This window comes from Vibrio sp. YT-18 (assembly GCF_033337345.1).
Taxonomy (GTDB): Bacteria; Pseudomonadota; Gammaproteobacteria; order Enterobacterales; family Vibrionaceae; genus Vibrio; species Vibrio alginolyticus.
The window spans coordinates 200,533-213,931 of sequence record NZ_JAWOQO010000008.1 but is presented as its reverse complement, the minus strand read 5'-3'; the positions used below and the strand labels follow the sequence as shown (position 1 = coordinate 213,931).

The following is a 13,399-nucleotide window of genomic DNA, read 5'->3' as shown; positions in this document are numbered from 1 at the left end:
CGATAACTCCAGAGAGAATTTGATGAAAAAGCCTATCGCACTCCTTACTACATTGATGCTCCTGGCATCCCCTGCTTATGCCGATTGGGATGAAATTTCCAATAAAATGTCTGAGCTTGGCGACGCAGTTTCTGATACTGCACAAGATGCTTGGGACGACACCAAAGCGTTTTCAAAACAAGCGTGGCAAGATTTCACGAACTGGTCCGAGGAAGCGATCAATACCGCAGGCGAATGGACAGAAGCCAGCATCGAGAAAAGCAAAGAATGGATAGATGCTGCCGACAAAAAAATTGATGAGCTGATGGAAGGCGATACGCCAGAAGAAGCTCGCCAAGCCGTGGACTTAATGGCAGATAGCGCTTTGCTCAAGTTATTTAATGAAAAGCCGGAGGCAAAAGCTATTTACGACAACGCGTACGGCTACGCGGTCTTTGATTCTCGTAAATTATCTTTGCTGTTTCACACCAACTCAGGGTCAGGAGTCGCAGTGAATAAGGAAACAGAAGAACGCACTTATATGAATATGTTTGGTTTGGGCGTTGCACTTGGGGCTGGCGGCAAATTTTACCAACAAGTGGTTCTGTTTGAGAGCAAAGAAGACTTTGATACGTTCGTCAACGAAGGATGGGAGGCCACAAGTGAAGCCTCTGCTGTTGCGGGCGAAGATTCAGAGCAACTTTCAAAACAATTTAACAGCGGCGTCGCCGTCTATCAGTTGAACGCTAAAGGTTTGCTCATCGATGCTAACGTGTCTGGTTCTAAATATTGGGTTAACGAAGAGCTCACTAACTCGCAGTAATGCATAGCAACTAATCGCTTAAATAAAACCGTTGTTATGCACCCTTATCAATAAGTTAACGGGGATATGATTCCTCAAAACTGAGCACTTACGCAACTTTCTCTATGGAAGTCACCAGAAGATGGCGACTTCCCTTTCTCGTTGGATGGCTTTTGGTTATGCTTGCGCAAAACCACCTGCAATTCGGTATCCCATGCCTGACAATAACTTTAATAATCTGCTAGCAGAAGCAATTTCTGCTCTTAACACGCCTAACTTTACTCCTAAACTTATGCGTGTCATTCGCACTCTTTTTCATTTTGATTGCGCAGTTATTTTAGGTTACCGAGAAGGTAAACATCCTATTTATCTCTACGACTCAATTGAGAACGAGCGAGAGTTACTTTTTCAACGCTACCTTACTGACTCATTTCAAAATGACCCTTTTTTTCTCAAACTAAACGAGACAAAGCAACAAGGCGTATTTACGCTCAAAGACGTGGCGCGTAAAGGCGTTGACTTCACCTCATACTGCGAGCAGTTCTATCATCAAACAGGGTGGAAAGACGAGCTTAGCATGCTAGTCGAAGTTGAATCTGGCCGTTGGGTCATGCTGTACTTCGGATATATGACTGATGGAAAATACTTTTCTCAGCAACAAATCAATAAGCTAAAGCCCTATTTCCCGATAATTCAGTCGCTTTGTCAGCAGCATTGGAAACAAACGGAATTTACCTTTTCTGAGCCTGTTTTTGCACAGAGTGCTTATTCTGGCAGTATGCGATTAGCCATTGAGCAAGCTTTAGCAACGTTTGGCGTAGAATCACTCACCCGTCGCGAACAAGAGGTGGCTTCGCTTCTCGCTCAAGGGTTTGACACCAAAGAAATTGCCGCGCGGTTACACTTAGTTCAAGGCACGGTCAAAAATCATCGAAAGCGAATTTACTCGCAATTAAATGTGTCTTCATTGAGTGAGTTATTCCAGCTTTTCCTCAATCACCTCATTCTCCATTCAAGATAAAAAACTGTCCCTTAAGGGATATATCGAGAAAAGGTGTCGCGTTTTAGTCTGAATACAACAACCACTAAAACAGACAAGAAGAATGACGACACCATTACTGCAAGATTTACAAGATCGTGGTTTGATTGCACAAGCCAGCGATTTGGAAGAAATTCAGACACTTCTCTCACAGCCTCAAACCGTTTACTGCGGCTTCGATCCTACTGCAGGCAGCTTGCACATCGGCCACCTCGTGCCTTTGATTATGCTTAAGCGCTTTCAAGATGCCGGACACCAAGCCGTTGCCCTGATCGGTGGTGCAACGGGCATGATTGGCGACCCAAGCTTTAAAGCGACTGAGCGCAGTCTGAATTCAGCGGAAATCGTCTCAGGCTGGGTTAACGATCTCTCAAACCAAATTCAACAGTTGATGAATCACCAATTGAGCAAGCCAATGATCATGGTGAACAACGCTGACTGGATGAGAGCAATCAATGTGATCGACTTCTTCCGCGATGTGGGTAAGCACTTCTCGATCAATACTATGATCAACCGAGAATCGGTAAAACAACGCCTGCAACGCCCTGACCAAGGTATCTCCTTCACCGAATTTAGCTACGCTCTGCTGCAATCGTACGATTTTGCCGAGCTAAACCGTCAATACGGTTGCCGTTTACAAATCGGTGGCAATGACCAATGGGGGAACATAGTTAGCGGGATCGATTTAACTCGTCGTCAAAATGGTGAGCAAGTATTTGGCTTAACTCTGCCGCTGATCACCAAATCCGATGGCACCAAATTTGGCAAAACTGAAGGTGGTGCAGTATGGCTAGATCCTAGCAAGACCTCTCCTTACGCGTTCTACCAGTTCTGGCTTGGCGCAGAAGACGCCGACGTTTACCACTTCTTGCGTTACTACACATTCTTGAGCTGCGAAGAAATTGCCAGCATTGAAGCGCAAGACCAAGCAAGCCAAGGTAAACCGCAAGCACAACGTATTCTCGCTGAGGAAATGACGCGATTTGTTCATGGCGAAGAAGGCCTAGCTAGTGCCGAGCGCATCACTCAAGCTTTATTCAGCGGTAATGTGCAACAACTGAGTTTGGGTGAATTAAAACAATTGGAGTTGGATGGTTTACCAAGCATTGAGAGCGCACAACAAGATTTGGTTGAGCTGTTGATTGAGTCGGGTTTAGCAAGTTCGAAGCGTGTTGCACGCGAACACATCAGCAACAACGCCATCAGTGTAAACGGAGAAAAAGTGTCGGCTGATAACCCAAGTTTGAGCTTCCCACTGTTCGATCAATACTGGTTACTGCAACGCGGTAAAAAGCACTTCTGCCTCGTAAAGCGTGCCGCGTAGCAACACTCGCAGTACAAAGCCTATAAAAAATTCCCCTCACCACTTTCGTGATGAGGGGAATCCAAATTTGAACGATTTTAAGCCTGACAATAGGCAAAGACGTTGCTTATTGCGTTCTTAAACGTTGCCAGTACTTTTCGTAAATCGCTAACGTTTCTGCGCCAACATCATTAATGAACTCGCCTTTTTTCATGTCTTCTGATGAAGGGAAAATAGTACGGTTGTTTTTCAACTCTTCTGGCAATTTGTCACGCCCAGCGTTTGTTGCCGACGCATAACCCAAACTGGTCACGATTTCCGCTTGGTTCTCTGACTGGTACATAAAGTTAATAAATTTATGCGCCAATGCTTTGTTTTTACTGTCAGACGGAATAGTGAAGTTGTCCATCCACAATACCGCGCCCTCTTCCGGCATCACGAACTTCAGCTCAGGCATTTCAACCTGCCCTTGGAATGCGTTGCCGTTCCATTGCATGCCGACCGATGTTTCACCGGACACGTAAGGGACTTGAGGTGCATCTGAGTTGTACAGCAATACGTTATTTTTCAGCGCCACTAAAGAATCGAAAGCCTGTTTGATTTCTGCTTCGTCTTTTGTGTTCACGCTATGGCCATTTTTCTTCAGCGCCATACCGAACACATCGCGAACGTCATCAATCAGCATGACTTGTTGTTCGTATTGCGACTCCCATAAGTCAGCCCATTTTGTCACTGGTTGCTCAACCATGGATTCGTTGTAGCTGATCCCGGTAATGCCCCAAATATAAGGCAAAGAGTAATCATTTTTCGGATCGTGCGCTTGGCCGAGTAAGCCGTCCATTGTGTCTTGCATGTTTGGCACTTGAGCGTGATCTATTTTCGAAAGCAGCCCTTCTCGACCCATTTTTTCAATGAAGTACGCAGAAGCAAAAACCACATCGTAACCAGAACCTTTTAGCAATTTTAGCTTGGTGTACATTGATTCATTATTCTCAAAGGTCGAATAATTAATCGTAACGCCTTCTTGTTTTTCGAACGCTTTTAACGATGCTTCCGGCAAATAGCCACCCCATGCATAAACGTTCAACGTTTTGCTATCTGCATGAGCAAACATGCTGAGCACAAGAGCACTCAGCCCCAATCCTTTGATGATTAATTTCATGGTATGCGATCCAACCAGTCCAGCGACGCGCTGGGATTCGGGTGCATAATTAGGTAATTGTTACCCAATTGAAAGAAAATTTAATTAATCTTTAACAGCAAAAATATTTATCGAATTTATAAAATTAATGCGCATTTTTAATAGCGACTGTGCATACCAAAATGATGAGACATTCCATCTTCCATTCGACCACCTTTCCAGCCACCAGCACCGAATAAATGAAGCACATCTTGAGCGGTATAATCGACACCAGCGAAGAAGTCATGCGCCACATCAGAGCGGATGGCTTGCAACTCCGGTTGGTTTTCCAAATCAAGATCTTGCGGATTCGCATACAACGCCAACGCAATTTTTTGTTGGCACGTGCTTAACTCGCTGGTGCTCGTCTTTACCTGACCGACGGAAAAGTACTCACGACTGCCGTATCCCACCACCAATCTGGTACTCATTAGTTTAATCACTTTCTTAATGCGACGACGTTGTATAAATCTCAACATGTTTTGTTATTCCTGTATTAAGTTGGCTATGGTCGTATTCTTTTGTTCGAATTAAAACACTCTGTTTTATCCGCGAAATTTCTCTAGCGCTTTTCGCGATGATCGGTTGTATAATACGATTCTGAAATATTTTGTTACGTTACCTCGGTAACCCCTGAGACTGCAACATGAACAACAGCAGATGGGTCGGCTTTATAGGCGGCACGATTGTCTTACTTAGTACCTTTATCCTATTCGGGTCTTCCGTCCACGCTGCTTGGTACCGAATCCCTGCGGAAGCCATTCATGGTATCGCCTTCACTTTGGCTTTTGGTTTAGGGTTAAACAGCCTGCTGGCGTACGCGACGGCAGTGATTACTCTTGCTGCACTATTCTACATTGGCTTTGTCGTTAGCTATCGGGTCCATCAGAAACTTAAATAGTCATCTGTCTCAACCTGAGCTTAATAACGGATACTTGGTAACTAAAAAGGGAGCAAACGCTCCCTTTTTAGTTGTCAACATGTAGATGTTCTATGCCCGCTTTAATTATTAAGGTGGTATACCCTCAACGACTGCTGCATACCTGAAACATGATCACCTAAATACTCAACCGTCATTGGAACGTTGACCAACAGAGTAAAACTGGAGTCACTGAATCTTCCATCAGCATCACTCTCCAAATGAACAAAAAACGCAGGCTTATCCGCAATCAATGTAATTCGCCTCCCTTCAATAGAGACATCTATATTGGCTTTCGCTATCGGCAAGGTTTTTAGCTCGTGAGTACTAAACCATGTGTTGCTTATTCTGTATTCACCGATTTGCGCTTCAACATAGAAGAAGCTTGACGTAAGTTCGTCCTTCTCGATCGATTCATCCAATTGCCACAAAATCGTATTGCTGTCTGCTATGACTGTTTGTTCTAAGCTCCAACATTGCTTTTCTTCCCCTTGCCAATCTACCCACTTAAGCAGTGCGTTGACGCTTGCGGACTCTTTGGCATCATTGAGCAAATGTAGGCTCAACTTGCCTGTATGCTCGGAAAATACCAAATACTGCGGCGCAAAAAAGCGTTTTGCATGGTAGTGCAACTGCTTCCATCGACCACTGTATTCCAAACTAGACCAAGAACTGACAGGCCAACTGTCGTTGAGTTGCCAGTACAGCATGCCGCGACAAACTGGAGAAATGGCACGCCAATGATCGCATGCAGTTTTGATCGCGATTGCCTGCTGAACTTGACTTAAATACAGCATGCTCTCGAATCCAGAGGGAAAACGAAAATAGCGCGTGAACATCTCTGTGATAATACTATTACCTCGAGGGTTCTTCTGATGTTGTTCGAAAGTTGGGGATGTAATATTCCAGTCTTGCTCAGGGACAAACCGCTTAACTTCAGCAAAAGATGGCCAAGATTGAAAACCAAACTCAGAGCAAAAACGAGGATTCACGTCAAGGTAGGCACTGAATGATTTTCCTGAATGCCAAACGTCCCAAAAGTGCATATCGCCTTTACTATCATCATGCCACGCATCACCGAAATCCAGTTCACCATTACATGGGGAACTTGGCCAGAAACGGCGAGTGCTATCTTGCTCGGTAATCTCCTTCTCAATCATGCGGTTGAGGCGATCGTAGTTAACCGTGTATTTGACTTTACTGCGCTTAGATTCGTCATACCAACCAATAGCTCCAATCACTTCATTGTCACCACACCAAAGTGCGATTGATGGGTGCTCCTTGAGCCTAGGGATTTGGAATCTAAGTTCTTCTTCTACGTCTTTTAAAAACTCGTCGTTTGATGGGTACAACGAGCAGGCGAACATCATGTCTTGCCACACCAACAAGCCAAGTTCATCACAAAGGTTATAAAAGGTTTCACTCTCGTACTGACCACCGCCCCATACGCGAATCATGTTCATGTTGGCGTCAACCGCACTTTGCAAAAGGTTGCGATAACGTGTTTCGTACTCTCGCCCCGGCATTGCGTCAATAGGGATCCAGTTGGCACCTTTAGCATTAATCGGTACGCCATTGACGATAAATTCCATTGCAGAGCCGTGCTCATCAGCTTGGTTATTTAGGGTTAACTGACGCAAACCAATGTTGTGCGTTAACTTTTGCTCTCTGCAAGAAATGGTAATGGGATAGAGATACGCTTCGCCATAACCCGATGGCCACCAGCGTTGAGGCTCCAAAATGTGGAACTGGCAATGATAGTGACCACTTCCTTTTGTTTGAATACATTGACGCTCACCATTAAATTCAACCATCATTTCATGGCGTTGACTGTCCGTTTCCACTTCAACTACTACATCAAGAAACACACTCCCATCGGCTTGCCATTGCTGCTCTGTCGAGAAGCCTTTGAGCCAAAGCTCATTCACAATGTCGATTTGAATGGGGTCGTAAATACCCGATACCATCAAGCAAATGCCCCAGTCCCATCCGGAATGGCACTGTGTTTTGCGGATCAAGTTCATGTGTGGAATTTGGTTGTTGCGCATTGCCGATGGAATAGGAAATGGCAGTTTTTTTGCTCTTGCGATACCTTCTAAATCCACCCGAGCAAACTCAACCCGAATCGTGTTAGTACCTTGCTTTAAATGCGGTTTAATATCCACACGTTGCTGGGTAAACATGTTGCTGCAAGTTAGTGCTAACTCACCATTAACATAGAAGGTTGCCAAGGTATCGACACGAGTTAGCGTCATCCAAATTTGCTTGGCAGACAACGTAAACGCGTCGACGTCAAACTCACGTGAGATATGCCACTCACACTCTTCAATCCATCGAACTTTGTTTTCATTATCGGCAAAATAAGGATCTGGAATCTGCTCTGCTTGTAAAAGCGCCGACACATTATCGCCCGGAATAAACATTGGAATTTCAAGATTGGGGCGCTGTGGCGAGGTAAGCATCCACTGCCCGTTAAGTTCGAAGTGAGCCATCGAGTTAAACCTTAGCTTGGGAAAAACATGTTTTCTCAATGTAATCCTGATAATCCCATGCAAAAACAAGGGAAATGTTAATTACATACGAAATGCGGTGCATTTCACGTAAAAACTCTTTCTTTTGATCTCTACCCAAAAATCAGCAACTTGGCTAACCTGTTAAAAATTAATCGAAATCTAAGGTTATATTTGCAACTTCGACATGTTAACATCATCGGCTTTTTGAACATCCTCACACTTTTCGTTGAAACGATGTGAGGGGAAATGCACGGCTTCATAGCCCTAAAAAGCGAAGTAATTATGTCAAATATGACGAATGCCGCCTCCCACACAGCGCCTATTCAGGATGCTGACTATTCTGCTATTCATCCCCCATCTTTACTCAAGCGCCTCGAACTCACCAATCCTGTCTTTTGGTTAAGTGGTAGCTTCCTCACTCTATTCGTTTTACTTGCTCTAACGAATACCGACTCTCTAACCGCAATGGTTAACACCGGCTTCGGCTTTGCTACTAAATATTTCGGAGCTTACTGGCAAGTACTGCTTCTTCTGAATTTCCTAATTGGTTTGGCTCTTGCGTTTGGTCGCACTGGTTATGTGCGCCTAGGTGGTCTAGCGAAACCTGATATTGATAACTTTAAGTGGTTGTCAATCGTACTCTGTACTCTACTTGCAGGTGGTGGTGTATTCTGGGCTGCTGCTGAGCCTATCGCCCACTTTGTGACTGCTCCGCCTCTATACGGGGAAGCCTCACCGAAAACTGCCGCAATCAATGCCCTATCTCAGTCTTTTATGCACTGGGGCTTCTTAGCTTGGGCGATCCTTGGTGGTCTATCTTCCATTGTCTTAATGCACTTGCATTACGATAAAGGCCTGCCTCTTAAGCCGCGTACTCTGCTTTACCCTGTGTTTGGTGATAAAGCCATTAAAGGCTGGATTGGTGATGTTGCTGACGCATGTAGCATCATTGCCGTAGCGGCAGGAACCATCGGTCCTATCGGCTTCTTAGGTTTACAAATTAGCTACGCGCTAAACTCATTGTTTGGCCTGCCAGATACGTTCGTAACGCAAAGTATGGTTATTATGGCGGCGATCCTGATGTATACCCTTTCTGCACTAAGCGGTTTGAGCAAGGGTATTCAAATCGTCAGTCGTTACAACATCATTTTGTCTGTGCTATTAATTGGTTACATCCTGTTCTTCGGGCCGACAAGCTTTATCGTTGATGGCTACGTGCAAGGCGTTGGTCGTATGGTGGATAACTTCTTCCCTATGGCACTTTACCGTGGTGATACAGGCTGGCTAAGTTGGTGGACAGTATTCTTCTGGGGTTGGTTTATCGGTTATGGCCCAATGATGGCGATCTTTATTGCTCGTATCTCTCGTGGTCGTACAATTCGCCAATTAATCATGTCTATTAGCATCGCGGCACCGCTGATTACTTGCTTCTGGTTTAGTATCGTTGGTGGCAGTGGCCTTGCGTTTGAACTTGATAACCCTGGTTTGATTTCATCTGCGTTTGAAGGCTTTAACTTGCCCGCAGCACTGCTAGCGATTACTGGTGAATTACCTTACCCAATGATCATTTCGGTTCTGTTCCTGATCTTAACAACAACATTTATCGTGACGACGGGTGACTCGATGACTTACACAATCAGTGTAGTGATGACGGGCTCAACAGAACCAAACGCAGTGATTCGCTCGTTCTGGGGTCTGATTATGGGTATTGTCGCTATTGCGCTTATCTCAATGGGCTCTGGTGGTATTTCTGCATTGCAGTCTTTCATTGTAATTACTGCCGTACCTGTGTCTTTCATTTTGCTGCCAAGCATTTGGAAAGCACCCGGCATTGCAAGCAGAATGGCGAAAGAGCAAGGCCTCGTTTAAACCGCCTCTCTAACCAATATGCGAAAAAGAGCCCTTCATTGGGCTCTTTTTAATTCTGCGCTTTATCCTACGCTATCAATGCGAATCATCACTGCGTCTGGACGCCAATACTCGAATTCGCAGTCCATTAAATGCCCATCTTGTTTGTAGTTTACCCGCCGAATTTTCAGAACGGGTTGTCCTTCAGCTAGGTTCAACGCCTTAGCGACATGAGCAGGAGCTGACGTGGGAATCACATCAAAACGAGAGCGCTTTGTCTCGTAACCATACTTCTCACGATAAATGCCTGTCAGGGACATGGTGAGGTTCTCAGACAATATACCCTCAAACAGTGCCGCTTTGAGCACGTTCTCAACAAACAATACCGCTCGCCCATCAATAAAACGTAACCGTTCAATTACATAAATTGGGGTAATTCGCTCCACCTCTAACGATTTGGCATACTCACCTGCGGCCATTTCACTTCGCACGTTGAGTAGCTTAGTTTCTGCAATACGATGCTGCTCTCGAATCATCTGATGGAAGTGAGAACGAGACAACGGGTTGTAACAGATACGCTCAGGAGATACATACCAACCCCGGCGCTCTTCTCGATAAATAAGACCTTCCGTTTCCAAAGACACCAACGCATCTTTGATTGTGATTCGAGTCGTAGAAAACAGCTCACTGAGCTCTCTCTCTGACGGCAGTTTTTGTCCTTCCGACATGATGCCGGAAAGAATCTGCTGTTTTAAGCTGCTTCTAATTTTTCCTAATTGGGTACCAAATTGTCCGGTGCCTGTCGCTCTCATTCTGATCTAGTCCAAGGATAATTTGACGAATAACATAAGGCGTTTACGTAACAAAAATATGACATTAATCAACAGAACACATACTGAACGTATGAAATATAAGTGCCATATAAAATCAGCAAAACTGTCAAATTACTTGCGCTAAATCGTCACATTCCATCCATAGCATACAAAGCGAACTTACTGACCTAGTCCAGAAGGATGGAGACAATGAAAACTTTGCTAAGTCGTTCAATTACCGCACCAGCGGCAATCATTGCGGTAACGCTCGCTACGCCAACAGTAGCGAAAGAAGCCGATATTGAATCTTTGGTAGCAGCAGCACAAAAAGAAGGGGCGGTTTACAGTGTGGGTATGCCTGACAGTTGGGCAAACTGGAAAGACACTTGGGCTGATTTAAAGTCAAATTACAACCTTAAGCACCAAGACACGGATATGAGCTCGGCTCAAGAAATCGCAAAATTCGAAGCTGAGAAGAAAAACGCGACCGCAGACATTGGTGACGTAGGCTTTGCCTTCGCACGTGTAGCGGTAAAAAAAGGCGTCACTCAGCCATATAAACCAACAACTTGGAATGACATCCCAGATTGGGCAAAAGACGAAGATGGTCATTGGGCACTTGCTTACACTGGCACTATTTCTTTTATCTCCAACAATAACCTCGTAAAAGACGCGCCAAAAACGTGGGGTGACCTATTAAAAGGCGACTACAAAGTGACCGTAGGTGACGTAGGCGTAGCAGCACAGGCAAACAACGCGGTTCTCGCCGCAGCGTTCGCCAACGGTGGGGACGAATCCAACCTCAAGCCTGCGCTCAAATTCTTTTCTGAACTCGCGAAGCAAGGTCGTCTTTCATTTACCGATCCGAACATCGCCAACCTAGAAAAAGGCGAAGTGGAAGTGGCGATCATGTGGGACTTCAATGCATTGAACTACCGCGACAAAATTGACCGCGACCGCTTTACAGTGAGCATTCCTCAAGATGGCTCTGTGATTTCTGGTTATACAACCATAATCAATAAATACGCGAAGAACCCTAATGCAGCAAAGCTTGCTCGTGAATACATCTTCAGCGATCAAGGGCAAATCAACTTAGCAGAAGGTTATGCGCGTCCAATCCGCACCAACATCACACTGCCTCAAGCAGTGCAAGACAAGCTAATTGCTAATGACCAATACAGCAATGTTCACCCAGTGACTGACTTCTCAGCTTGGGAAAAGTCCGCACGTAAGCTGCCACGTCAATGGCAAGAAAGTGTCTTAATCCACCAGCAATAAGAGTAAGTCGTTATGAGCAATAAGGTCATCCTTGTTGTTCTAGATGGACTGAACTATCAGGTAGCCCGTGATTGCATGGGCTACCTCAATGGTCTTCTAGAGCAAAGTCGTTCCCAACAAGAAACTCGCGCAACGCTTTATCCTGTGCAGTGTGAGCTGCCCTCTATGTCTCGCCCACTTTATGAGTGCATTTTAACGGGCGTTCGCCCTGTAGAAAGCGGCATCGTAAACAACAATATCGTTCGTCTATCCAAACACGATTCCATTTTCAGTTTGGCAAAATCCCAAGGAAAAGTGACCGCTGCGGCTGCCTACCACTGGGTAAGTGAGCTTTATAATCGCGCGCCATTTGAACCTGTTCGCGATCGTTTCACGCATGATGAAACCCTGAATATCCAGCACGGCTACTTTTACCATTGGGATCATTATCCTGATGAAGCCTTGTTCCTGGACGCAGAGTATTTACGTCGAAACTATCAACCTGATTTCTTACTGATCCACCCGATGAATATCGACGATACAGGACATAAGTTTGGCCTAGACTCTCGCCAATACCGCAATTGTGCGCGAGGTGCAGACATTATTCTTTCCAACTACATCGATCAATGGCTTGCTGATGGGTATCAAATCATTGTGACCAGCGATCATGGCATGAACAACGATCTTTCTCACGGTGGGATTTTACCTGAAGAACGAGAAGTTCCCCTGTTTGTCATTGGTGATAAGTTTACCCATCAAGATTGTCATATTAAGCAGACTGATATTTGTGGCACCGTTTGTCAATTGCTAAACCTTGACCACACGAAGCCATACACTCAGGAATTGTTAGCACTATGAGCAGTTCAGTCCTCTCCCCAAGCTCCAGCGAATCACGCTCAAATTTGGCAAGTACTTGGTTAAAGCGCTTTAAGCCAGCCATTTGGTTGGTGCCTTTCGCGCTGTTTTTCTACCTATTTCAACTCGCACCGATGATTTGGGTACTGTTAAACAGCTTTATCTACGATGGCGAGTTTGCCTTCGATAACTACATTGAAGTGCTCGACTCCGCCTTTATGATGCAGGCGTTTGGCAACAGTTTGTGGTTAGCTGTATGGTCGAGCATTTTTGGCTTAGCCATTGCGACTCTGTTGGTCTCTTCTCTACGCAGAGTCGATTCTAAAGTCCGCGACGGTGTGATTGCGTTTACAAACATGAGCAGCAACTTTGCAGGCGTACCTCTGTCATTCGCTTTTATTATTATTTTGGGCACCAATGGGGCGATTACCCTTTTGCTCAAGCAGTATGGCTTACTCGGTGATTTCGACCTTTATGGTAAATTGGGCCTGCTGGCCATTTACATCTACTTCCAAATCCCGCTGGCGGTGTTGTTGCTCTACCCTGCGTTCGACGCGTTGAGTGATGATTGGCAAGCAGCAGCTGCGCTACTGGGAGCCAAAACATCACAGTATTGGGCGAAAATCGCTCTGCCAGTGCTCTCACCAGCCTTATTCGGTACCTTTATTATCTTAATAGCCAACGCAATTGGCGCTTATGCGAGTGTTTATGCGCTGACCTCCGGTAACTATAACGTCATCACAATTCGAATTGCGAGTCTGGTATCGGGAGACCTGTTCCTTGAACCTAATCTCGCCGCTGCAATTTCGGTGATTCTAATGGCGTTACTTGCCTTTATCACAGTGATTAACCAATGGCTCATTTCGAAAAGCTATGCAGGTAGGAAGTAGTC

General features: G+C 45.2%; 12 protein-coding genes. 8 read left to right on the top strand and 4 right to left on the bottom strand.

Annotated elements, in window-relative coordinates; genetic code table 11:
• The first annotated feature begins 22 nt into the window (after positions 1 to 22).
• The 3 genes from R7M72_RS13365 (at position 23) to tyrS (ending at position 3,144) form a co-directional block, all read left to right on the top strand.
• Positions 23 to 802, top strand: a complete 780-nt coding sequence (locus R7M72_RS13365; protein ID WP_005373824.1) for a hypothetical protein — start codon at positions 23 to 25, stop codon at positions 800 to 802.
• Between the two features lie 193 nt (positions 803 to 995).
• Complete coding sequence (locus tag R7M72_RS13360; RefSeq protein ID WP_021707696.1) at positions 996 to 1,802, top strand: response regulator transcription factor; 807 nt, start codon at positions 996 to 998, stop codon at positions 1,800 to 1,802.
• A gap of 82 nt (positions 1,803 to 1,884) precedes the next feature.
• Complete coding sequence (gene tyrS / locus R7M72_RS13355) at positions 1,885 to 3,144, top strand: tyrosine--tRNA ligase (protein ID WP_005479869.1); 1,260 nt, start codon at positions 1,885 to 1,887, stop codon at positions 3,142 to 3,144.
• 106 nt (positions 3,145 to 3,250) lie between these two features.
• Here the strand turns inward: tyrS and R7M72_RS13350 are convergent, their stop codons facing one another.
• Entirely contained in the window at positions 3,251 to 4,285 is a 1,035-nt protein-coding gene (locus tag R7M72_RS13350; RefSeq protein WP_276429217.1) for a PotD/PotF family extracellular solute-binding protein, read from the bottom strand.
• Between the two features lie 137 nt (positions 4,286 to 4,422).
• The gene (locus R7M72_RS13345) at positions 4,423 to 4,782 is read right to left on the bottom strand and encodes a DUF6559 family protein (RefSeq protein WP_258692167.1); all 360 of its coding nucleotides are present in this window, start codon (positions 4,780 to 4,782) and stop codon (positions 4,423 to 4,425) included.
• 167 nt (positions 4,783 to 4,949) lie between these two features.
• Here R7M72_RS13345 and R7M72_RS13340 point away from each other — a divergent pair, with 167 nt between their 5' ends.
• Positions 4,950 to 5,204 (top strand): hypothetical protein, encoded by a 255-nt coding sequence (locus R7M72_RS13340; RefSeq protein ID WP_005387084.1) that lies wholly within the window; start codon positions 4,950 to 4,952, stop codon positions 5,202 to 5,204.
• A gap of 101 nt (positions 5,205 to 5,305) precedes the next feature.
• Here the strand turns inward: R7M72_RS13340 and R7M72_RS13335 are convergent, their stop codons facing one another.
• Entirely contained in the window at positions 5,306 to 7,714 is a 2,409-nt protein-coding gene (locus R7M72_RS13335; RefSeq protein ID WP_315957412.1) for a beta-mannosidase, read from the bottom strand.
• 303 nt (positions 7,715 to 8,017) lie between these two features.
• On the opposite strand from R7M72_RS13335, the gene R7M72_RS13330 reads away from it, so the two are divergent.
• Positions 8,018 to 9,604: a BCCT family transporter gene (locus tag R7M72_RS13330; RefSeq protein WP_005373846.1), complete on the top strand. Its 1,587-nt coding sequence runs from the start codon at positions 8,018 to 8,020 to the stop codon at positions 9,602 to 9,604.
• A 62-nt stretch (positions 9,605 to 9,666) separates the two neighbouring features.
• Here the strand turns inward: R7M72_RS13330 and R7M72_RS13325 are convergent, their stop codons facing one another.
• On the bottom strand, positions 9,667 to 10,395 hold the full coding sequence (locus R7M72_RS13325) for a UTRA domain-containing protein (RefSeq protein ID WP_005387087.1): 729 nt from the start codon (positions 10,393 to 10,395) through the stop codon (positions 9,667 to 9,669).
• Between the two features lie 210 nt (positions 10,396 to 10,605).
• On the opposite strand from R7M72_RS13325, the gene R7M72_RS13320 reads away from it, so the two are divergent.
• Genes R7M72_RS13320 through R7M72_RS13310 form a run of 3 tightly spaced genes read left to right on the top strand, consistent with a single transcriptional unit; the run spans position 10,606 to position 13,397 of the window.
• Positions 10,606 to 11,673, top strand: coding sequence for an ABC transporter substrate-binding protein (locus R7M72_RS13320; RefSeq protein WP_206953393.1), 1,068 nt, complete (start codon positions 10,606 to 10,608; stop codon positions 11,671 to 11,673).
• A gap of 12 nt (positions 11,674 to 11,685) precedes the next feature.
• Positions 11,686 to 12,510, top strand: a complete 825-nt coding sequence (locus tag R7M72_RS13315; protein WP_315957411.1) for an alkaline phosphatase family protein — start codon at positions 11,686 to 11,688, stop codon at positions 12,508 to 12,510.
• Entirely contained in the window at positions 12,507 to 13,397 is an 891-nt protein-coding gene (locus R7M72_RS13310) for an ABC transporter permease (RefSeq protein ID WP_315957410.1), read from the top strand. Before R7M72_RS13315 ends, R7M72_RS13310 begins: the two co-directional genes overlap by 4 nt.
• Positions 13,398 to 13,399: the final 2 nt, after the last annotated feature.